This is a genomic window from Paenibacillus sp. FSL M7-0134, assembly GCF_038007865.1.
GTDB lineage: Bacteria > Bacillota > Bacilli > Paenibacillales > Paenibacillaceae > Paenibacillus > Paenibacillus polymyxa_B.
The window spans coordinates 1,100,543-1,123,678 of the sequence record NZ_JBBOXV010000002.1; the positions used below are offsets into that span (position 1 = coordinate 1,100,543).

General features: G+C 47.1%; 19 protein-coding genes. 17 read left to right on the forward strand and 2 right to left on the reverse strand.

Going from position 1 to position 23,136, the window contains the following annotated elements; all coding sequences use genetic code 11:
* The first annotated feature begins 4 nt into the window (after positions 1–4).
* The 13 genes from NSQ58_RS20550 (at position 5) to NSQ58_RS20610 (ending at position 15,558) form a co-directional block, all read left to right on the forward strand.
* Positions 5–934, forward strand: coding sequence for a metal ABC transporter permease (locus NSQ58_RS20550; RefSeq protein ID WP_023987615.1), 930 nt, complete (start codon positions 5–7; stop codon positions 932–934).
* Entirely contained in the window at positions 931–1,818 is an 888-nt protein-coding gene (locus tag NSQ58_RS20555) for a metal ABC transporter permease (RefSeq protein WP_053324904.1), read from the forward strand. Before NSQ58_RS20550 ends, NSQ58_RS20555 begins: the two co-directional genes overlap by 4 nt.
* Before the next feature lie 219 nt (positions 1,819–2,037).
* A complete protein-coding gene (locus NSQ58_RS20560) occupies positions 2,038–4,365 on the forward strand; it encodes a histidine kinase (protein ID WP_028543032.1) in 2,328 nt (775 codons plus the stop codon).
* A gap of 517 nt (positions 4,366–4,882) precedes the next feature.
* On the forward strand, positions 4,883–6,049 hold the full coding sequence (locus NSQ58_RS20565; RefSeq protein ID WP_160789642.1) for a ParA family protein: 1,167 nt from the start codon (positions 4,883–4,885) through the stop codon (positions 6,047–6,049).
* Positions 6,050–6,064: 15 nt separating this feature from the next.
* Positions 6,065–7,312, forward strand: coding sequence for a CpaF family protein (locus NSQ58_RS20570; RefSeq protein ID WP_341058120.1), 1,248 nt, complete (start codon positions 6,065–6,067; stop codon positions 7,310–7,312).
* Positions 7,309–8,100, forward strand: a complete 792-nt coding sequence (locus NSQ58_RS20575; RefSeq protein ID WP_028543029.1) for a type II secretion system F family protein — start codon at positions 7,309–7,311, stop codon at positions 8,098–8,100. Before NSQ58_RS20570 ends, NSQ58_RS20575 begins: the two co-directional genes overlap by 4 nt.
* A 6-nt stretch (positions 8,101–8,106) precedes the next feature.
* Complete coding sequence (locus NSQ58_RS20580; protein WP_081391235.1) at positions 8,107–8,991, forward strand: type II secretion system F family protein; 885 nt, start codon at positions 8,107–8,109, stop codon at positions 8,989–8,991.
* A 13-nt stretch (positions 8,992–9,004) separates the two neighbouring features.
* Positions 9,005–9,196 (forward strand): Flp1 family type IVb pilin, encoded by a 192-nt coding sequence (locus NSQ58_RS20585; protein ID WP_023987623.1) that lies wholly within the window; start codon positions 9,005–9,007, stop codon positions 9,194–9,196.
* Entirely contained in the window at positions 9,196–9,864 is a 669-nt protein-coding gene (locus NSQ58_RS20590) for a TadE family protein (RefSeq protein WP_023987624.1), read from the forward strand. Before NSQ58_RS20585 ends, NSQ58_RS20590 begins: the two co-directional genes overlap by 1 nt.
* A gap of 40 nt (positions 9,865–9,904) precedes the next feature.
* Positions 9,905–12,121: a hypothetical protein gene (locus NSQ58_RS20595; RefSeq protein ID WP_341058122.1), complete on the forward strand. Its 2,217-nt coding sequence runs from the start codon at positions 9,905–9,907 to the stop codon at positions 12,119–12,121.
* The gene (locus tag NSQ58_RS20600; RefSeq protein WP_068939888.1) at positions 12,090–13,085 is read left to right on the forward strand and encodes a TadE/TadG family type IV pilus assembly protein; all 996 of its coding nucleotides are present in this window, start codon (positions 12,090–12,092) and stop codon (positions 13,083–13,085) included. The genes NSQ58_RS20595 and NSQ58_RS20600 overlap by 32 nt, the downstream gene beginning before the upstream one ends.
* A gap of 94 nt (positions 13,086–13,179) precedes the next feature.
* Positions 13,180–13,692: an A24 family peptidase gene (locus NSQ58_RS20605; protein ID WP_028543024.1), complete on the forward strand. Its 513-nt coding sequence runs from the start codon at positions 13,180–13,182 to the stop codon at positions 13,690–13,692.
* 63 nt (positions 13,693–13,755) lie between these two features.
* A complete protein-coding gene (locus tag NSQ58_RS20610) occupies positions 13,756–15,558 on the forward strand; it encodes a DUF6382 domain-containing protein (protein WP_068939890.1) in 1,803 nt (600 codons plus the stop codon).
* 201 nt (positions 15,559–15,759) lie between these two features.
* On the opposite strand, the gene NSQ58_RS20615 is transcribed toward NSQ58_RS20610, so the two are convergent.
* Complete coding sequence (locus tag NSQ58_RS20615) at positions 15,760–16,674, reverse strand: TIGR01777 family oxidoreductase (RefSeq protein ID WP_340981466.1); 915 nt, start codon at positions 16,672–16,674, stop codon at positions 15,760–15,762.
* Between the two features lie 297 nt (positions 16,675–16,971).
* On the opposite strand from NSQ58_RS20615, the gene NSQ58_RS20620 reads away from it, so the two are divergent.
* From NSQ58_RS20620 to ppnP, 4 genes are all read left to right on the forward strand, one after another.
* Positions 16,972–18,099 carry a deoxyribonuclease IV gene (locus tag NSQ58_RS20620; protein ID WP_023987630.1) on the forward strand — a complete coding sequence of 376 codons (1,128 nt, stop codon included), beginning with the start codon at positions 16,972–16,974 and terminating at the stop codon, positions 18,097–18,099.
* Between the two features lie 22 nt (positions 18,100–18,121).
* Positions 18,122–19,021: a formyltetrahydrofolate deformylase gene (purU, locus tag NSQ58_RS20625; protein WP_023987631.1), complete on the forward strand. Its 900-nt coding sequence runs from the start codon at positions 18,122–18,124 to the stop codon at positions 19,019–19,021.
* A gap of 416 nt (positions 19,022–19,437) precedes the next feature.
* A complete protein-coding gene (tkt, locus tag NSQ58_RS20630; RefSeq protein WP_028543021.1) occupies positions 19,438–21,483 on the forward strand; it encodes a transketolase in 2,046 nt (681 codons plus the stop codon).
* A 213-nt stretch (positions 21,484–21,696) separates the two neighbouring features.
* On the forward strand, positions 21,697–22,011 hold the full coding sequence (gene ppnP, locus NSQ58_RS20635) for a pyrimidine/purine nucleoside phosphorylase (protein ID WP_341058124.1): 315 nt from the start codon (positions 21,697–21,699) through the stop codon (positions 22,009–22,011).
* Between the two features lie 108 nt (positions 22,012–22,119).
* Here the strand turns inward: ppnP and NSQ58_RS20640 are convergent, their stop codons facing one another.
* Complete coding sequence (locus NSQ58_RS20640; protein WP_071639971.1) at positions 22,120–23,019, reverse strand: NAD(P)-dependent oxidoreductase; 900 nt, start codon at positions 23,017–23,019, stop codon at positions 22,120–22,122.
* Positions 23,020–23,136 lie beyond the last annotated feature (117 nt).

The following is a 23,136-nucleotide window of genomic DNA, read 5'->3' on the forward strand; positions in this document are numbered from 1 at the left end:
CAGTATGACAAGCTTGGCAACGCTTTTGACCGACCCAAACATGCAGTGGATTTTGCTGGGCTGCATTTTGCTCGGTTTAAGCAGCGGGGTGATTGGCAGTTTTATGTATTTGCGCAAGCAGTCGCTCATGGGAGATGCTTTGGCACATGCGGCTTTGCCGGGGGTATGTGTGGCTTTTATGATCACAGGTACAAAATCCGTGTTTGGATTTATGATTGGGGCCGCTATTGCGGGGATTGTTGCTACCTTTGCCATCAGTGCATTAACCCGGTATTCACGAATTAAAAGCGATTCCGCGATTGCAGCGGTGCTGTCGGTATTTTTTGGCTTCGGCATTATGTTGTTGACCGAAATTCAGCATAGTGGCGCAGGCAACCAAAGCGGATTGGATAAATTTCTATTTGGTCAAGCTGCGGCAATGGTATTGTCTGATGTCTATACGATGGCGGTAATTTCGGTGGTACTCATCGGAATATGTATATTATTTTTCAAGGAATTTAAGCTGCTCAGCTTTGATCCCGGCTTTGCCCGCGGACTTGGTTTTCCGGCAGGTTTGCTGGATAAGTTGTTGATGCTAATGATTGTCATTGCGGTGGTTGCTGGCATTCAGGCCGTGGGAGTCATTATGATGGCTGCCCTGCTGATTACCCCGGCCGTGTCGGCAAGATACTGGACAGAGAAGCTGGGTGTCATGGTATGCCTATCAGGCTTGTTTGGTGCTATAGCAGGCCTTGGTGGGACGGTCATTAGCTCTCTGGGACAAAATCTGCCTACAGGACCGTTATGCGTGTTGTGTGCGACTGTGGTGTTTGGAGTGAGCTTGATTTTTGCGCCGCAGCGCGGGATGATCTCCAAGGCTATCGTTCGGTTGAACGCCAGAAAAAATCTGGAGCAGACAGTCGGAACACAGCCAAGGGAGGAGCGTGCCCTATGAGTTCATTTTATGTAATTTTGACGGGAATGTTAGTGGCAGGGGGATGTAGTATCGTTGGGTGCTTTCTCGTGCTCCGAAAAATGGCTATGATCGGTGATGCAATCAGTCATGCGGTATTGCCGGGGATTGTCATTGCCTTTCTCATCAGCGGATCGAGGGATTCGGTGTGGATGATGTTTGGTGCGGCTGTGCTGGGTCTTCTAACGGTGTACCTGATTCAGCTATTCCAACAAAGCGGTCTGCAAAGTGATGCTGCCATTGGCGTGGTGTTTACGACATTGTTTGCTATCGGTGTTTTGCTGATCAGTGTGTTTGCTTCCAATGCCCATCTGGATATGGATCACGTTTTGTATGGGGAAATTGCTTATGTGCCGTGGAATACGTTAGAAATAGCCGGCTTCGATGTCGGTCCGAGGGCTGTGTGGATTACGGGCGCGATGTTGTTGATCAATTTGCTCGTGATAGGGGGCTTTTTCAAGCAATTTAAAATCACTTCCTTCGATCCCGCCTTGGCAGCTTCATTAGGCATTCCAGTTGTTTTTTTTCATTATCTGCTGATGAGCCTCGTCTCGCTAACGACGGTGGCGTCATTTGAGAGCGTGGGTGCAATTCTGGTGGTTGGCATGCTCGTTGTACCGCCGCTTACCGCTTATTTGCTGACGGAGAAGTTGTCCCATATGATTGTATACAGCGTCGGATTTGGAGCCATCAGCTCGGTCGCAGGCTTTTACACAGCAAGTGTATTGGATGCTTCTATTGCGGCATGTATGCTGTGTATATCGGGTGTGTTGCTGCTTTTGGCTTTTCTCTTTTCCCCGTCTCACGGTGTGGTATGGCAAAAGTTATTTCAACAACGGGGGATCGTTGGCGAAGATAGCAAGTGATTGTAGGAAGTGATCCCATATGAGTTACCCAAAATAGCGTGCATTCAGGCATAAGAGACCTGAATGCACGTTTTTTTGCGCTTATACTGCCCTGTGCGGCTTTTTTTGGGGCAAGCTTGATTGATCATCTTGAATTGATTGGGACACGGGAGTACATTCATTACAACCATATAAGAATGGACGGAACAAACAAGCGGCACGCTGTGGGGAGGAACGAAAGTGGAGAGCTTCAAACGTAAATCACCAGAGGAAATACTGGATTCGATTAACAAACTGCATCGAGGTAGACTCAAAATATACATGGGTGCGGTCAGTGGCTCGGGCAAGACGTATCATATGCTGCAGGAGGGACAATCGCTGCAGCATGAAGGTATTGATGTTGTGATTTGTGCGGTCTCAACCATGCAGCGGCCTGTGACCGTGGAACAGGTCGGCACGCTGGAACGAGTGCCTAGCATTCATTGGATAAAAGATGGTGAGGAGCAAAAGGATCTGAATGTGGAGGCTTTGGTGGCACGAAATCCCGAGGTGGTACTGGTGGATCATTTGGCACATCATAACCGGAAAGACGCCCTATTTCCAACACGGCTGGAGGATATTCGGTATTTGCTGGAGCAGGGAATTAGTGTCATTACGACGGTCAATGTTTATGAACTCGAAGGAATTACGGAGTGGGTATATCAGCTGACAGGCTTTGAAGCGGAATATACGGTTCCGGTTGATACACTGGAGCTGGCGGATGAAATTCGTCTGATTGATGCCACCCCGGAGATGATTTTGGAACGGCTGGCGAAAGGCTATATGCATACGCCCAATCCTGAGATGTTTCACCGGGGAAATCTGGGTAAATTGCGTGAGCTAGCCCTGCGATTGGTAGCAGAGGATGTGAACGATTCGCTGGAACGGCACCGGGAAGAGTTAGGCTTGCACGGGGCATCAGGAGCCGCAGAGCGTATTTTGGTACCTGTCCAATATCATTGGAATGGGTCCATTTATGTACGTAGGGGGGAACAGGTCGCCAAGCGGTTGGGTGGAGATATGCTAGTGGTCTCCTTTGTCAGCTCGAAGCGCAAACTGTCCAAGGAATCAGCAGCCTTCAAGCGTTCAATTGAGAAATTGGCTGACAAGATCGGATCAACATTTGAAGAAATCCCGCTTTTTTCCCGCAGAAGGTTGCCTCGTCAACTGATTCATTATGCGGTGACGCACAATGTTACCCGAATTGTTATGGGGCATTCTCGGCAGACGCCGTGGCAGGAGCTGATGAAAGGATCGCTTGTGAACGGGATTTTAAAACGAATGAAAAATATGGATTTGCTGCTGATTGCGGACCGGGCCGAGCAGGAGGGTGAGCGGATTTTGCCAACAATGAGACAGGAGGAGGGAGATAACGATCCGTATCATCGTTTGAGCGTTGAGGAAGCACAGGCTGAGGCAGCCAAAATCCTGCGGGGCAAGCTCAAGGTATACATTGGCGCTGCTCCGGGGGTCGGCAAAACATACACGATGCTGAGAGAGGGGAATGATCTGCTGGAGAGTGGGATCGATGTAGTTATCGGATTGCTGGAAACGCACGGAAGAGCAGAAACACTGGCCCAGGTAGGATCTCTGAAGATGATACCCCGTCAGTCCATCGAGCGCCATGGCGCACACTTGGAAGAAATGGACACGGAATCCATTCTCAGGCGTAATCCCGAGGTGGTGCTTATTGATGAGCTGGCACATACCAACGTTCCCGGAAGTATGAGATCTAAGCGCTATGAGGATGTGCTTACCATTTTGGAACAAGGTATTTCTGTGATATCCACAATGAATGTACAGCATCTGGAGAGCTTGAATGATGCGGTAGAACAGATTACTGGTATACGAGTGAGAGAGACTGTTCCCGACCATATGATGCGTCTGGCCGATGAAGTACAGCTTGTTGATGTGGCTCCCAAATCGTTGCAGCAGCGTATGCGTGAGGGCAAAATATACGATCCTGCGAAGGTGGAACAGGCACTTAGCCATTTTTTTAAACTGGGCAATCTGATTGCGTTGCGTGAACTTGCTTTGCGGGAATTGGCAGATGACGTAGATGAGCGGCTGGAATCCTGGGATCGACACGAATCACTTCGGGGACCTTGGCGCAGGGAGGAAGTGATCTTCGTAGGCGTGACGCTAAGCGAAAATGCTGAAAGGCTGATTCGCCGCGGTTTTCGTATCGCCTTTCGTCTGAAGGCTGTGTGGATTGTGACTTATGTTCATGTCGGTGAGCGTATGCCCGAGAGACTGAACCCTCGTCTGGAACAACTAAAGTTGCTGACCCACCGACTGGGGGGAACCTTTGAGATACGGCTTGTTTCCAGCCGAAGCGAGATTGCCGACATTTTGATTGCTCCAGTGGAAGGATATTCAGGTACGCAGCTCATCGTGGGGCAGTCTTCCCGAAGTAGCCGTTGGGGGAAGGCTGCGGTTGTGCCGAGGATTCTCCGTCAAGCACGTCATATGGATGTTCTAATTGTGGCGGATTATGATCCGGATATTAAGCTGGAGGTAGATCGTTAATTCGCCCAGTAAATTCATAAATAGTCATATGATGGTTACCGATGGTTCGCTGCTTCCATAGTATATTCTATCTCAAAGAAATGGAGGCGAATTAAAAATGTTTAAACATTGTCATTTGCGTAAGCCAAAAAAACGTATCTTTAAGAAGATCATTAAGGTGACTGTCATTAAGTTTAAACCTAAATTTAAACATGATCACCGGAAACATGAAGATTTTGATAAGAAATGTCATTGCCGGAAACGTCGCCATCACCGCCATCATCGTCATCATGACTGTCATCGTCGTCACCACAAATTCTACTAAGATGAAGATGCTAGGAGGCGGGGCTAGACTGCCCGCCTTCTCCTAGTACGAGGATTTTGGAAGATACTTGCACAAAAAATACTTGCTCTAATATAAGCGCTATGCTATTCTACCAGTAAATAGATTGCACGTGACGGAAGCACCGTTCACCAACCGTATGTACTTACGGATGGATGAACGGTGCTTTTTTGCGTTGTTGTGTTAGGGAAAGGGATGAGCGTTATAGTTCCAGTGAAAGTGGTATTGGCCGTAGAAAGCCGGGATTATATTGAGCCGCTGCTGAATTATGTTCACGGAAGCGAGTACGCCAGAAGGCTGAGAATCACGGCTTTTTCGCAACCGGAGGCATTTCATCAATACATGATGGAAACCAGTGGAATGAAAAGACCGGATGTGGTGGTAGGTGAAGCGGCTTTTTTGAATCTATGGACAGACAGGGAAGCTGCTGATATTCCTTGTTTGGTATTGCATGAGGGAGAACAAGTGAGCGAATATGGACAGCCTTTATTAAAGTATCAGCCTTTATCTGAGCTGGTCGGTTTTATTTTGGAAACGGCTAGACAGAGGTCGAACGGTCGGAAAAGTGTAAACAGTCGGGAAGGTGGAATGATTATCGGCATCGTAGCAGCTTCCGGTGGACTAGGCAAGACAACGGCCGCACTCAATATGTCCAAACAGCTGGGGAATGAGGGATATTCGGTATTCTATCTGAATCTGGAGACGGTGGATTCAAGCTCGTTGTTCACTGGTTCAGGCAGTGCTAGCGGAGCAGAAGGAGAAGGGCTGTCCAGGCTGCTCTATGATCTCAAGGCGGAGGGGAGTGAGGACACTCCATTATCCATGGCTTCCTACTGTATTCGTCGCCCTGAAATTCAGGCGGATACTTTTCAGCCTGTCTATAATCGCAAGGAGCTGACGGACATGACTTGTGATGAAGCGAAAGAGCTGATTCGAACGGTTGCCGAAAGTGGGCAGTATGATGTAGTGATCGTAGATGGCGATTCTGAAAAAGGTGATCGGGCTCAAGCCGTGCTTGAAGCTAGTCATAAGCTGATTTGGCTGCTGGCAGACGATTTAATGAGCATGCACAAGTGCGGATTATGGCTGGATGTTTTAGAAACCACGCAGCCTGAAGGGCTTGAAGACATGATATGCAAAACCAGCTTTGTGGTGAACCGCTATATGGGAACTATGATCAACTCATTACCTCGTGACTTCATGGAGATAAACGGAGCGTTACCCTATATACCTTCATGGAAGCAGATGCAGCACCATGAGCTACTGCTTAGTTCACCGATTTATCAGCGGGAAATTCGTCATCTGTGCCACGAGCTGCTGAATGTGGACAGTGTAACACATCCGCCCGCCGTTTGGTCTTAAAAGGGGCTGATGAACATGAATGAGGAATGGTTTAAGGCATTGCGAGCAGATATCCGAAACGGGCTGGACGTAACGTCTTCGGTAAAGGATGCAGATCTGGTACGGCATATTGAAAATCGAATTTTACACGATGTAGAGTTGGTGGGCTTAACTTCCCGTGAGAAGCATGCACTCGTCCGCAAGATTTTTAACTCTTTCCGTGGGCTGGATGTACTCCAGCCATTGATTGATGACCCGACCGTTACGGAAATTATGATTAACAGTCACCGGGAAATTTTTGTGGAACGGGCTGGTGAAGTGATGCAGGTACCTGATCAATTTGAGTCCCGCGAGCGGCTGGAGGATTTAATCCAGACGATTGTAGCCGGGGTGAACCGAATTGTGAATGAGGCTTCCCCCATTGTGGATGCCCGGTTAAAGGATGGGTCACGCGTAAATATTGTGTTGCCTCCAGTTGCTCTCAAGGGTCCGACGATGACAATACGGAAGTTTCCCGAGCGTCCTATGACGATGGATGACTTGATACAAATGGGTGCGCTTGATGTAGAAACCGCTGCTATGCTCAAGGACTTGGTACGTAGCAAGTACAACATTTTTATAAGCGGAGGAACGGGGTCTGGTAAAACAACTTTTCTGAATGCATTATCCCAGTTTATCCCGTCGTCTGAACGGATTATTACCATTGAAGACTCAGCAGAGCTGCAAATTGTGACGGTCCCTAATCTAGTTTCCATGGAAACACGGAATGCGAACACCGAGGGGAAGGGAGAAATCACAATTCGTGATCTGATTCGTTCCTCCCTGCGTATGCGGCCCAACCGCATTGTGGTGGGTGAGGTCCGGGGAAGTGAGGCATTGGATATGCTGCAAGCGATGAATACAGGACACGATGGATCGTTGTCAACTGGGCATGCGAATAATATCCGCGATATGGTCAGCCGGCTGGAAACGATGGTGCTCGGAGGGGCAGAGCTTCCGCTTGGAGTAGTACGGCAGCAGATCAGCTCGGCCATTGATATATTCGTTCATCTGTCACGGATGCGCGACAAATCCAGACGAGTACTGGAAATTAGCGAAGTGATTGGTTTTGAAAATGGTGAGGTGACGCTTAATCCCCTTTATCGTTTTCAGGAACGAGGAGAAAGTAACGGGCGAATCGTAGGAGGTCTGGAACGTTGTGGCGAGGGTCTGCAACATACTTTGAAGCTGCAAATGGCCGGGATCAATCCGGAAAGCTGGCACAGGGGAGGAGTATCAGCGTGAAGCCAGGAAAAACGACTGCCAAGCAAGTATCACATGAGGTCCCTTCTCTGCCAGATTATACGGTGTATACATTATCGACAGTACAAAAAAGTCTGTGCATATTCTTTAGTGGCGTGCTGTTTGCGATGATCGGCTTTCTATTTTATCACCAATGGATATTATCGTTGCTGTGCGCTGCCGGGGCTGTGGTGACGCCTCGTTATTTTAGGCAATTTTTGCTGCAACGACGCAGGTCTGCTCTAAGCATCCAATTCAAGCAGGCGTTATATTCGCTCTCGTCTTCTCTTTCAGCGGGAAGGTCGGTGGAGAATGGTTTTCGTGAGGCTGTAGAGGATTTGAGATTGCTTAGTCCGGATGGAGATCACGACCTGATTTTTGAATTTAACATTATTACCGCCTGTCTCGAAATCGGACAGCCTGTGGAGGCTGCTTTGCAGGATTTGGCCCGTCGGGCGCAAATGGAGGATATTACGAATTTTGCGGACGTATTTGCGGCTTGCAAGCGAACCGGAGGTGATCTGGTGGAAGTCGTACGACGAGCTTCAAGTGTCATTGGTGAGAAGTTGGAAATTCAGCAGGAGATCGGTGTAATGATTGCGCAGAAACGTTTTGAATCGAGGGTTATGTTTGCAGCGCCTTTTTTGTTTGTATTGTTTATGACGATGACAGCGAGTGATTACATGATGCCCTTATACAGCGGTACAGGTATGATTTTATCAACCTTTTGTTTATTGGTGCTTGGTGGGTGTCTTGTGTGGATCAATCACATTATGAAGATTGAAGTGTAAGGAGAGATGGGTGTGGTGATGTTGGTTTGTCTGGTCATGCTGGTTCTGCAAGTGGGAGGCTGGGTGGTGCTGAACCAGATGCATGGTGCTAAGTATGCGCATTTTCGCCATATGAAGCTGGAGGGACTGCGGCTGCAAAGACTTTCAGTCCCATTTGTACACATGATTCATGCTTCACGTGCTACTCACAGGCTGCCTTTGCTGATGTTCAAGCTCCAGCGTTCGGTGCAGAAGCTGTATGGTATGCGCAACAGCGGAGAAAAAACGATGCTTTTTCTGACAGAAATGTTGGGTTACGGATATATAATGGCTGCTGGTGGAGCTTTAATATCGCTTATGGTGGGCGGGGATGCGACCGGGCTGGTGCTCGGATTGGGACTTGGTATTCTGGTACCCATCGCGCTGATCAAGGATTTGCATGGGAAAGTACAGAAGCGGGATCAGCAAATTTTAATGGAATTGCCTGAACTGTTGAGTAAAATGATGCTTTTAGTAGGTGCAGGTGAGACGGTACAACGGGCATTGCTACATTGCGTGGAACGTAAAGGGGCGGATACGGAACATCCGTTGTATCGAGAACTGAGGCAGACGGTGGCGGAATGGGAAAGCGGCTATTCCTTTCAACAGGCATTTGAGCACCTGAGCAAACGTTGTGGTATTCAGGAAATGACAGTATTTACGACGACAGTTTTGTTGAATATGAGGCGCGGCGGGAGCGATTTCGTGATGGCTTTACGTGAGTTATCCCAGACGTTATGGGGCAAGCGGACTTCAATTAGCCGCACAAGAGGGGAGCAGGCTTCATCTAAGCTAGTATTCCCGATGGCGCTGATTTTGCTAACGGTAATTGTGCTGGTGGGCGCTCCGGCTTTAATGATGATGAATATGTAGGAGGAATACAACGATGATGATATTAGTAACAGGCAGTATTCGTAAGTTGTACAAGGATGAGGATGGTCTGGGTACGTTAGAAATGATCCTGATCATTGCCATTCTGATTGCGGTGGCAATTATTTTTAAGGATCAGATCAAGAAAATTGTAGAAGGGCTTTTGAAAAAGGCGGATAAAAAAAGTAACGATTTTATGGATTCATAATGCTGCGTAAATTAGCACAAAAAGAGGACGGGAGCTTCTCCTTGGAAGCTTCCCTCGTCTTTCCCATTCTACTGCTGGTCATTTTTGTGATGTTATTTTTTTGCCTGTACATATATCAAAAATCTATATTGGTGCAGGTCGCTGCTACTGCTTCGGAAAGGGCCGCTTACAGTTGGGATAACAGCTTCAAGGACCCACGTACGGGAGCATTTACACAAGGGCAACGGGATTCTCTCTATTGGCGCCTGAAGGATGATGTTATGCTGGGAGCCCTGTTTGGCTGGACCGGAGCCAACAATCAGGAAAGTGTACAGGTGCCGGGCGGCAATGGGGGAGGCTCGTTACCTGCTCAGAAGCTGTCCAATGCAGAAAATAGAATGCCTGCGGGCATGCAGGGGCAGATGACATATGAGAACAGTATGATTCACCGTAAGGTGACCACAAAGTTAAATAAGATAGTGAAGGTACCTTTGTTGAATCAGTTTTTAGATCAGACGGATTTGCAAGGGGAAATGAGCTCTGGCGTGGTCGAACCTGTGGAATGGATTCGTACGGTGGAGTTGGTCCGTTATTATGGTGCGAAGTTTATGGGCAGAGGATCAGGTGAAAAGGTAGATTCGGCAGTTGTAGGGAAAGTACTGATGCAATATGGTCAAAACGGTCAGTGAGAAGTAAGTAACGGGAATGTAACTGGAAAGGAGGAAGCGGGTGTTTGGTAAGAGACACAACACAAAGGACGGGGAATCAGGTGCTGTCACGGTCTTTTTAATTCTGATTTTGGCGGTCATGTTCGGTTTTATTGCTGTATTTATTGATTACGCGAGAATTGCTGCATTGCATGTGCAGACCGAACGGCTGACCCATGCGGCGGTTCGTTCAGTGATGTCTGCTTATGATCCGACATTACAACAGGAGTACGGTTTGTTTGCTTATGGCGAAGGCGGCGGAGAACAAATTATGGTCAAAGTGCTGAATGACAGCGCGCGGCGTACCGCACGCGCAGAAACGCTACCGCTTATGAATATGAAGCTGGATTCTAGTTCCCTGCAAATGGAAAGGGAGCTTGGTAAATATGCCATATTTAACGAGCAGATCCGTGAAGAAATGAAGTATAAAGCACCTGTCGATTTTACGTTTGAAGTGCTCGAAAAGCTAAAGCCGCTCTCTCAAAATATGAAAGAGGCTTCTCATACGGTAGATTTGCTGAAAAGGCTGCAAAAGCTGTACGACAGACGAGAGGCCAAACTGGATGACATGCTGGAGAAGCAGCGTAAGGCAGGAGCTTATATGGAAGAGGTTCGCAAGCGGATTATTAAACAGAGGGGCACCTATATGCCCAATCAGTATATATGGGACCCGCTTGAGGTTGTGGCCGATATTGCCGCTCAATATAAGCATTACGTACATGTATATGAAGACAATAAGAAAAGTGTGGACGACGTTAAAATCATGCAGATGGAAAAATATGCACGTAGAGCGAGGGCAGCGCTTGATCGCCTGCGTCAGATCATGGTTCAGGCTGGAGAAGAACATGATAAGCTGCTTCTGGAAGCCAAGGAACCGTTAAATGAGGCCCGACAGATTAATGAAGAGATGCGCAAAGTCATTGCCCAATATAAGCAGAGGGCGGCCAATGCAGGCTACGATGAGGTTTCAGCAGCCCCTACTCCCAGCGGAGCAGGCTCCAACGCAGATCCGTCGGTAGGAAGCGCACGGCAAAAAGCAGAGGATTTGTTGATTTCAGACAAGGAATTTGAGCAATGGGAAGCAGAAATCGAAAAGCAACGGACTTCTATAAATACTGCTAACAATAGAATAACGAGCATGATGCGTACCTTATCTTTTTATACAGATCCATTTTTGAATGCAGACATGCTCAAGCAAGAAGTCGCATCAACGCTCAAAGAGATAGATAAATACTTGAATGCGTATGCTTGGGCGGGACCTGCCAATGTACTCGACGGTGAAGTCAAAATGATGGATACGCGACGTGGACCGGACAAAGAACGCAAGAAAATGGAAAAAGAGGCGAAAAACAAGCTCAAACAAGCCTATCGGATCATTGAGGTTCTTTCCAAAGGTAAACAAAGTGCAGAACAATTCCAAAATCTGGAGCGGTATTACAATGAAAGTATTTCGTTTAACCAGTCTACATCCAGTCCATCTGTATCCGCTGATTTGCCCTATGACACCTATGATGCTGCGGGAGCTTCCATGGATAGTATGGATGGTCTATACGGGTCGGCATCCAATTTACTGACTCAACTGGGAGACGAGTTTTACCAGAATGAATACGCACTTTCTTACTTCCATCATGTGGATTTTAGCCGTTTTGGCAGTTTGGCCGGATCGGGTGGAAATGTGGGAAATGCTGCACAGATTTTGGGAGATCAGCTGGAGGTGAATAATCAGGAAGTTGAGTATATCCTGTATGGCTTCCATAATCCGACGGGTAATCTGGCATCCGCCTATGGAGAAATTTTTGCTATGAGACTTGCCATTCGAACAATGGAGGGATTGGTTAAAAACAGCTCAAAAGGTAATCCGCTGGTCGTTTTGGCGGCAGCTTTGTTATATGGAGTAGAAAAAGCGATAGAAGATATGATTATGCTGGCACAAAAGGGAGACGTGCCATTGTCTGATTTTCTGAAATTTCGACTGACATACAAGGATCATTTGCGATTGTTCCTGATGCTCCATAGCAATAATGAACGAAAAATGTCCCGTATGCTTGCTCTGATCCGCCTGAATACAGATGTCAATCCTGCTGAGCGGCAAACGTATGCAACGGGTGAGGTCAAGAATGGGATGAGGCTGTGGTTTCTACCTGGGGTAATGAAGATGCTCGGGACCGCCTCAAAAGAAGGCGAGAGTATTAAGGGAAGTGTGTACTATGTCACAAAAACAGCGCATTTTTCCTATTAATCGGTGTTTACGGAAAGTTTGTGGGCAGAAGCAATGTGAACAAGGAAGTATTGTTTTAGAAGCGTCACTGGTGTTGCCAATGTTTCTGTTTTTTATTATTTTTCTCATTTATATGGTTCAGATGACGCTGGTATCCACAGCCTTGCAGAACACCGCTTCAGAAGCGGTTAAGCAGATTTCGACTAAAATCTACCCAGTTTCTCTAGCCGTGGAGGCGGCGTCCGCGAAAATAGATGCAGTCCGTGAACCGCTGGATGAATTGCCCAAGTTATCTATGAGTGAATATGCAAGCCAATTCGCTGCCCAGTTGCCACCTCCAATTGGTGATTGGGTAGAAAGCGCTGTTCAGGGCGGTCAAAAGCCGATGGAGGAACTGCGGGGGCGATTTACGGAAGCTGCACTCGATCCTGTTCTGAAGCCGATGCTAAAGCCTTTTATGGAGGAAAGCATTCTGGAGTATGACCGTATTCATATAACGAGCGTACATGTACCTGCTCTTACAGGAACTAAGGACCCTTATTTTAGAGTAGAGCTATCGTATGAACTGCCGATGAAGGTTCCCTTTCTGTATCGCAGCATTGTGCTTCAGGCAGCGGCAGAGGAACGTCTCTGGATTGGGAACACAGGGGAGGGGACAGGTACAGGAGAGGCAACAGCGGATAAGGATGCGCAGCATTCCATACAGTTGCTCGTCAAGCCTGAACCTGCTGTGAAGGGTGTGTACAATTTGATCAAGGCCAAGGTTGAGCCTGAGACGACTGCTAATCTTTCTGTACTTTATAAGTCGGGTCAAAGCACGGCCCAGCACTTGGGCTGGACCTCTGCCAATGCGGACGGGATTATTGAATGGAACTGGTTTGTGGGAACGAACACAACACCTGGTCAATGGAGCTTTGTGATTGAAACGGAGGACGGTCAACGTATAGAAGTTCCGTTTACCGTGGAAAAGCCAGCTGATGGATAGATAGGATCGACTCGACATAGACGGACAGGAATACCTACGATGGAAAGTGATTTGGTAGTCTGCTAGTTCTATTTTATAAAGGGGGAAGATCGCATTGACGTGGATGTATATTGTATGCGGAGTTCTGCTCGCGATTGCGTTAGTTACGGATTTACGTAGCATGAAAATCCCTAATAAGCTTACATTGCCCGGCATAGTGGTAGGCTTGGTGTTCAATACTCTGTTTGGAGGGTGGCACGGTTTTTTATTTGCTGTTGCTGGACTGGGTACCGGATTTGGGTTCATGCTGATTTTGTACTGGATGGGAGCTGTTGGTGCAGGAGATGTAAAGCTGTTCGGCTTGATTGGAGCATGGACAGGTGCCGCTTTTGCATGGCAGTCAGCTTTATATTCGATTTTTTTTGCAGGTATTATTGGCATAGGAATTTTGCTATGGAAGAGGGAAACCATCATGAGACTGCGGCGCGTGGCTTTTAATTTAGGAGGATTTTTTCTATTTCGCAGCGGCAAAGCGCTGACCGGTGGAAATGAAGCGCACCTCAGGTTTCCTTTTATGACCGCAGTCATTCCGGGAGCGATCAGTGCTTATCTTTACTTCTTGCCATGACATGTCCGCTGGGGGAGATCATGCTACCTCATGGAGATAGGAAATTGTTAAGGAGGTCATGAATTGTTTGGTTTAAGCAGGGATTTTGCCCGGAACGGCGGGACATTTATGATTCTGAACAAGGAAGACGGGCTCAAGACCGATGATTTAAATTCCGTACAGACCGGAATGATGACTGGTAATCGGATTCCCGGTTTGCTGGAACTTAGAATAAAGGAAGTCGATTTTCAGATAGAGTTACATTACGATATTTCGGGGCAACGCATGCTTTCCCAGTTATGGAAAGGTGGGAGCGTGTCGACTTCTGATTTCTACCGGATTCTTTTTGAAGTGGCAGATGCCCTCCATCGCAGCCCGCAATATATGTTAGATATCCGCCAGTTTATTTTGCACGAGGATTATATTTTTCTAAGTGGTTCAGGTACAAGGGAAACCGCCAGTTTAACCTATGTTCCTTTACGCAGTGTACAGTATGCAGGGCAAACAGGCAGTCAATTTAAGCAGATGGTTATTCGTTTAATGACTCGTGTGGCCCACCTTCAGGGAGAATATATACAACGCATACTCGATCTGTGTGATAGAAATGAATTTGAATTGGGATTGCTAAAGGAACTGCTATTGCAAGGAATGAAGGCTGGTACAGAGAGTGCTAGCGTGAAGGGAGAAAGTATGGAAGGGCGAGCTTTTTCATCAGCCGACCCTATCATATCTGCTCATACCTCACAGGGGAACTATACTGATCGTGGCGGAACATACGGGCAAGAGCATCGGGAGACTCTGCAGGAGATTCAGGAGCTTAAACGGATCAATCGGCTCAAACCGTCCGTGAAACCAGAGGAGAATTCTGAGCTTGTAACAGAAAACGAAGTAGAAGATGTGGAGCCTGGATTGCAAAAATATAAAACCTACATTACTCTCGGATGTCTGCTCGCTTCGGCCATCGTGTGGCGTTATATTTATCTGGATCATCCAGAGACGGTACCGTTGATCATTTCCGTGGTGCTGACCTTGGTACTTGCCGCTGTTGCTTATATAAGCTGGACGGGGAAATGGGAGCGCAATCGAGCTTCATCTCATATGTACAGCGATTCAGTACCTGTATTGGATTCGGAATGGTTAGGAACTACTTCTTCCTCAGCACAGCGGAAAAATGATCGTTATCAGGTAGATAAGCTGACCGGATTTGTAGCGGGACGTCATCATCAAGACAAGCAATCTTCCGATTCGAGTGATCAAGGGCAGGAGAGCTGGAGATGGACTTTTCCAAACTCAGAATCTAAAAGCGCGGGAAACCGAGTTACGGAAGATAGGGAGAACACTTCAGCAAACTATGACCTACACGAGCCATCGTGGAAAGGTGCGGGACGGGGAAATGAATTGGAAGCCAGTGATACCAGTGAGGCTTATTATAAGTCTCTCTCCGGGGTAACGGAGCTGCTAAATGCTGCATCTAAGCAGGAAACGATGCTGCTTCGTCCAGATCAAGAGATACAGATTTCACCTGTTCAGCAATCACCGATTGCTTGCCTGGATCGCAAGCCACCAGGTAGTGGAGGGACCGAGCGCATCCGGTTGCAGCCAGACCAATTCGTTGCAGGCAGCTTTATCATCGGGAGAGATCCGCAATTGGTCCAGTTTGTGGAGCATACGGATGGAGCTTCCCGTTCTCATATTGAGCTTTGCATAGTTACAGGAGAACATAGCCACATTGTTAAGGATTTATCCTCGACGAACGGAACTGCTCTGAATGGAGAGCCTATGGTGCCTTATAAGGAGTACATCCTGAATGAGGGAGACACTTTTAAAATTGCTGGAGTCTCTTATACTTATCGGTTGGACTCTTTTAAATCCTCCAATGCATCATAAATGAAGGTTATATGGATAGATGTCAAGAAGAGGCCTGTTATATTCAGGGCTTCTTCCTTTATGAATATTGGACTATTCATAGGAATAAAATGAGGCATCTTAAAAACTTGCAGTCTGCTCGATAGATTGTGTCTGACTTAAAAAATGAACCCTAAGCTGGTAGTGACACTACCTACCAGCCTGGAGTTCCTCTTTTTGAATTCAATGCTGTTTTTGGGAAGAATGGAGTTCCTTTAGAGCGTCCTTAAGTGAAGGATAGTTAAACTTAAATCCGTGCTCCAGCGCTTTGTGCGGGAGTACTTTTTGGCCATCCAAGACAAGGGTGCTCATCTCACCGAGCAGTTTTTGAACGAGAATGCCTGGAACGGGAAACCAATGCGGACGGTGGTATGCCTGAGCCACGGTTTTCCCAAACTGGTCGTTCGTCACTGGGTATGGTGAAGATGCGTTCACTGCCCCGACGATTTCCGTCGTATGGATGCAGTACGTGATCAGACGAACGATATCCTCAATATGAATCCAGCTCATCCATTGATGACCGCTGCCTATTTTGCCGCCGAATCCGAAGCTATAAGGTATCTTCATGAGTGGGAATGCCCCTTTTTTTCTGTCCAGCACAAGGCTAATGCGTAACTTAATTAAACGGGCATCAGAAGGGTAGGCATTGGCGGCTTCCTCCCATTGCTCAACCACCTGAGACAAAAAATCTTCCGAACGACGCGGGCTCGTTTCATCGAATGTTTCGGTCAGGGATGTACCATAGGCGGCAACAGCCGAAGCCTGAATGATTACTTTCGGTTTTTTTTGTAGAGCATTCAATGCTTGAGCCAACCGGGCAACAGATAGCAGTCGTGATTGAAGAATTCTTTGTTTGGACTTATCCGTCCAGCGCTGATTCAGCGTTTCGCCTGCTAAATTAACGACCGCATCTGTGCCTTCCAGTACTTCAGGCTTTTGTTTTAATTCGTTCCAACTCATATATTGCAAGCGGGGGCTCGCTTCGTGTCCTACCAGTGGCTTGCGGGTAACGACTTTCACGGTGTATCCGTCGTCTAGCAGGCTTTTGACCAGTGCACTCCCCACCAATCCAGTTCCTCCACATACGATGATGTTCATGGAGCCAGCTCTCCTTCCGATTCACAAAAAAATACATCTGTTATAGAATATAACCCTTTTTGAGAAAAAAACTTCATATGAATGTACCTTTATACGGTTAAGGATGTCAATCCATGATTTTATTTACCCTCGTTTGACTAACATAAATTCTGATGTGTACTTTATCTACGTGTTCCCTTAATAGAGTCATTTAAGAAAGCTGCCATAAAAGCTATGTTGTTTGATTTCAATAATCACGTTAAAATGATTAAATTAAAATAAGACAAGCATAACAGGATAAGGGGATGAATCAGGATCATGCTGAAAATTGGTTCTCATGTGTCCTTCTCGGACAAAGGTCTGCTCAGCGCTACAAAAGAAGCGTCTTCTTACGGGTCCAGCTCCTTTATGATATACACGGGAGCACCGCAAAACACGCGTCGTAAGCCGATGGAGTCCATGTATTTGGAGGAAGGCAAGCAGTTAATGGCTGAGAAGGGAATGGAAGATATCGTGGTGCATGCCCCGTATATCATCAACCTTGGCTCTTACAAAGAAAATACCTATGAGCTTGCAGTCAGCTTTCTTCAGGAGGAAATTCGACGCACACACGCGATTGGTGTGAAAAATATCGTGCTGCATCCAGGCGCTTTTACCGATAAGGATGCAGAATACGGAATCGGGCGTATTGCTGATGGTTTGAACGAGGTACTAAACGGCGTGAAGGAGACAGATGTTAACATTGCGCTTGAAACGATGGCAGGCAAAGGAACGGAAATGGGTCGTAGCTTTGAGGAGATTGCCTCCATTATAGATAAAGTAGAGCATAACGAGCGTCTTACGGTTTGTATGGACACCTGTCACATTCACGATGCGGGTTATGATATCGTAAATGATCTGGACGGTGTATTGGAGCAATTCGACCGTATTGTCGGCTTGAATCGCATCGCAGTTGTTCACATCAATGATAGTAAAAATCCAGTTGGCGCTCATAAAGACAGACATACTCCTATCGGATCAGGCTGGATTGGCTATCAGACCATTCATAATGTGGTGCATCATGAAGCACTTCAAGGGCGTCCGTTTATTTTGGAGACGCCATGGATTGGCAAGGAAGCCAAAACTCAGCGTCCGATGTATGAGGTTGAAATTGCCTTGCTTCGCGGAAATGTAAAGGAGCGCTTTGGGGATGAGTTTGTGGGTCAGGTAGAGCAATTGCATTCGTTTTTCAAAAAACAGGATGTGGATGTCCGTAAATTTGTGCTGGACACCTGGGCTCTGCTAAAAAATGATGCCAAAGCAAGAAAAGCCGATCCACGTGAGCCGTTGGAGCGTCTGTATGACATGATAACGGAAGCAGCACTATTTCCAGATTTGAGCGAAGAACACATTAATCAACGGTTGATTGCCTGGTTTGCCGGCAGTCATTTGCCAGTGACGGTATAAGCTAAGGGGGATTAATAGCCACATGGAAATTCACGTAAAACATCAGCCAAATAGCACTCTGTCTGCCCATGAAAACCGCGCGCGTATGCTTGTATCTTGTCCAGACGGACCAGGTATTGTAGCGGCCGTGTCCCGTTTTTTGTACGAGCATGGGGCCAATATCGTTCAATCTGATCAATATACAATGGACCCGTCCGGCGGTATGTTTTTTATGCGGATTGAATTTGATCTGCCGAATTTGAGTGCAACCCAGCCACAGTTGGAGCAGGATTTTGCCGCTGTTGCTGAGCAATTCCGTATGGAGTGGACGATTTCTGCGGTTAGCCGCAAGAAAAAACTGGCTATTTTCGTTTCCAAAGAAGATCACTGTTTGGTAGAACTGCTGTGGCAATGGCAGGCAGGGGATCTGGACGCGGATATTTCATTGGTGGTTAGTAATCATCCGGATATGAAGGAGTATGTGGAATCGTTTGGCATCCCATATCACCATATTCCAGTGACCGCCGATACCAAACCGGAGGCGGAGCGCCGCCAACTAGAGGTCATTGGCGAAGACATTGACGTTATCATTTTGGCCCGTTACATGCAGATTATTTCTCCCAAGTTTATTGAGCATTATCGCAACCGGATTATCAATATCCATCATTCCTTTCTGCCGGCATTCGTGGGTGGGAAGCCATATGCCCAAGCCTATAATCGCGGTGTGAAAATTATTGGTGCTACTGCGCATTATGTAACTGAAGAATTGGACGGCGGACCGATCATTGAGCAGGACGTGCAGCGTGTAAGCCACGGAGATGATGTAAATGAGCTAAAACGGATCGGTCGCACCATAGAGCGGGTCGTTTTGGCAAGAGCCGTGAAGTGGCATGCAGAGGATCGTATTCTGGTTCATGAGAACAAAACGGTCGTTTTTAACTAATCTTAAAATTTTAGAAAAAATTTGTGAGTATATATTTTTTGTTGAACAAAGCCCGCTGTATAACGGGCTTTGTTTTTTTATGTAAGGATTTTGCAAAATCCTCATGTGAGTTACTCGCCTTAATAAACAGTCAGTACATAATATTTTTTTGTGATTTTATAATTTTTTAAATGAGGTTAATACATTACGGGTATATTTATATGAGGACTCGGTACTACATTTCCACAATCATCTTTATAAACGATCTGGCAAACTTTCACGGCAGATGGTACAATACTTAAGAATGTATAAGTCATATTGAAACATTCAAGCAGATTCACTCACTTCAATAGACATCGTTTCTATATCGGACGGTGATGTTGGAGAGTATGACCGAATGCAATTGACATACTTTATACAATATGAGGAGGCAAACCATGACTGACCAGAACCAAGCGATTCAAAAGGATGAAAACTCCACGATCGACAATTTGTCCATCACAACTATTCGTACGTTGGCAATTGACGCCATCGAGAAAGCAAACTCGGGACATCCTGGGATGCCGATGGGCTCCGCGCCAATGGGATACCAACTTTTTGCTAAAACGATGAATCATAATCCCGATCAACCTACATGGGTTAACCGTGACCGTTTTGTATTGTCCGCAGGACACGGTTCCATGTTGCTATACAGCCTTCTGCACCTGAGCGGCTATGATCTTCCTATGGAAGAACTGAAACAATTCCGTCAATGGGGCAGCCTTACACCGGGACACCCTGAGTTTGGGCACACTGCTGGTGTAGATGCTACAACTGGACCTCTGGGACAAGGTCTCGCAATGTCCGTAGGTATGGCAATGGCTGAAGCTCAACTGGGTGCAACATATAATAAAGACGAATTTAAAGTTGTAGATCACTTCACATATGCGATCTGCGGCGATGGCGATCTGATGGAAGGTATTTCCCACGAGGCTGCTTCGCTGGCTGGTCGCTTACAACTGGGTAAGCTGATTGTATTGTTTGATTCCAATGATATTACACTGGACGGCAAGCTTAACCTGTCCTCTTCCGAAAGTGTTGCCAAACGCTTTGAAGCTTACAACTGGCAAGTACTGCGCGTAGAAGATGGTAACGACCTTCCAGCCATCCAAAAAGCCATTGAAGAAGCGCAAGGCGACTCGACACGCCCTACGCTGATTGAAGTGAAAACAGTCATCGGCTACGGAAGCCCGAACAAACAAGGTAAAGGCGGACACGGTGGTACTCATGGTTCCCCGCTGGGATCAGAAGAAGCCAAGCTGACTAAAGATTTCTACAAATGGGTATACGAAGAGGACTTCCACGTACCACAAGAGGTTCGCGAGCAATTTGCTAAAGTAAAAGAGCGCGGTATCGCGGCGAACAAAGCATGGGATGAACAGTTCGCGAAATACAAAGCTGCTCACCCTGATTTGGCAGCGCAGTTCGAAACAGCTGTAAACGGCGATCTTCCAGAAGGATGGGATCGTGATCTTCCGAAATACACGACTGGAGACAAAGCCGTTTCGACTCGTGTAGCATCTGGTAATGCTCTGAACGGATTGGCTCCAAACGTACCTTTCCTGACAGGCGGATCTGCCGATCTGGAGAGCTCCACGATGACACATTTGAACAACCTGACGAACTTTACGCCAGAAGACTACGCCGGCCGTAACATCTATTTCGGTATCCGCGAATTTGGTATGGCTGCTGCGATGAACGGTATGGCGTTGCACCAAGGTGTAAAAGTATTCGGCGGTACATTCTTCGTATTTACAGACTATCTGCGTCCAGCCGTTCGTCTGGCAGCTCTGATGGGATTGCCTGTAACCTACGTTTTGACTCACGACAGTATTGCTGTGGGTGAAGATGGTCCGACTCATGAGCCGATCGAACAATTGGCTTCCCTGCGTATTATCCCGAACCTGACAGTAATTCGTCCGGCGGACGGTAACGAAACTTCTGCTGCTTGGGCTTACACGCTGGAAAACAAGAAAAACCCGGTTGCTCTGGTATTGACTCGTCAAAACCTGCCAATCCTGGCTGCTAGTGCTGAGCATGCACGCGAAGGTATCAAACGCGGTGCTTATGTGGTTGCAGATGCAGCAGACGGCAAACCGGTTGCTCAAATTCTGGCTACAGGCTCCGAAGTACAATTGGCTGTTAAAGCTCAGGAAGCACTGGCAGAACAAGGTATCCAAGTACGTGTTATCAGCTTCCCAAGCTGGGATCTGTTCGAAAAACAAGACAAAGCATACAAAGATTCCGTTCTGCTGCCAGAAGTGAAAGCTCGTTTGGCTGTAGAAATGGCGTATCCACTGGGCTGGGAAAAATATGTTGGCGACCAAGGCGACATTCTCGGTATCAGCACATTCGGCGCATCCGCACCTGGCGACCGCGTGATTAAGGAATACGGCTTTACGGTAGAGAATGTTGTTAGTCGTGTGAAAGCTTTGTTGAAATAAAACACCTAGCATCTAAAACAGACAGTCGTAACCTGAGAAAGGCTTACGGCTGTTTGTTTCATACAGTTGATGTTTTGTAAAAAAATCACTATTGAATTCCAGTGTATAGCATACGGTGATACAGTGTGTATTTTCATACTGAAGCTGGAATCAAATCTATGTTATGATGCACAATATTCATTCAACCATTGAGAGCAGATGAGGGGATAACGAATGACACAGTTCGATGGAGTAAGCGTAGTTAAAAAAGCAAATGTTTATTACGATGGTCAGGTTACAAGCCGTACAGTCATCCTGGATGACGGCAGTAAGGTTACACTGGGTATTATGCTGCCAGGAACGTATGAGTTCGGCACGGATTCCCGTGAGATCATGGAGATTTTGGCAGGGGATTTGAGAGTGTTGCTTCCAGGTACTGAGGAATGGCTGGAAATACAAGGGACGTCAACCTTTCACGTACCTGCAAAGTCTTCATTCAAGCTGGAAGTACGAAGTGTAACTGATTATTGCTGTTCTTATCCCGAATAATAAGCTAAAACGGGTAAGCACACTCAGCTTTCAAGCCAAGTGTGCTTACCCTAAAGCTATGCCATATGTACACAAGCACAGCCGTATGGTTACAAAGAAAGGTACAGCTTATTCGAGAGGTTGACCACCAATGGTGCGGCCAATCCATGCTTCGTATGTCTTCACGACAGCGGATAGATCCTCGTCGCCGTAGCCTTGCGTTTGCCCGGCTTGAAACAGGCTTTTGGCAATGGATAACATAGGTGCAGGGATGGACAGGCTGTCTGTTAGTGAAGAAGCAAGCTTCAAGTCCTTAAGCATCAAGGCAAGTGAGAACTGGTTGCTAAAATCATGTTCAATGATTTTGCGCCCTTTCAGGTCAGCGGCCTTGCTGCCTGCCGATCCGAGTTGCACCAATTCAAGGAAGCTGTCTGCCGGGATGCCGGATTTAGCCGCGATAGCAAAGCCTTCAGCCAGAGCGAGGTTATGAATACCAACCATCGTATTATGAGCGAGCTTGGCTACGGCTCCGCTGCCATTAGGTCCCATATGAAGTACCTTTTTGCCCAACGTATCAAAAACATCTGATTGTGCCGCAATGGCTTCTGCATTACCGCCAACCATGAACACGAGTGTGCCGTCTACAGCGGCAGGCTTACTGCCTGTTACGGGAGCATCAATGAAGGAGCAGCCCAGCTTGTCCGCTTCGGCGGCCAGTTGTTTGACCAGATCAGGTGAAATCGTGCTGTTGTCCATCACAGTCATGCCAGCCGTAAGACCGGCAAACACGCCGTCTTCGCCGTAATAGATGTCACGAATGGAATGATCATCGCTGACCATGGTAATGACCAAGTGCTGACCTTCAGCTGCTTCACGAGGAGTTGAAGCTGTACGTGCGCCTTGCTCTGCCAGTGGTTCACAGCGAGAAGCGGTACGATTATAAACTGTGACTCCGAATCCCTGCTTTAGCAGATTGGATGCCATCGGGGCGCCCATGGTGCCCAGTCCGATAAATCCGATGTTTTTCATTGCTAATCACCTTTCTTGTTGGAAGTTGCCGTCCGATGCAGATGCGAGTTCGGCTTGAATTGAATATTGAAACAGGTTGATCTCAGTTAATTGTAGCATGGGCATGCTACCCTATCT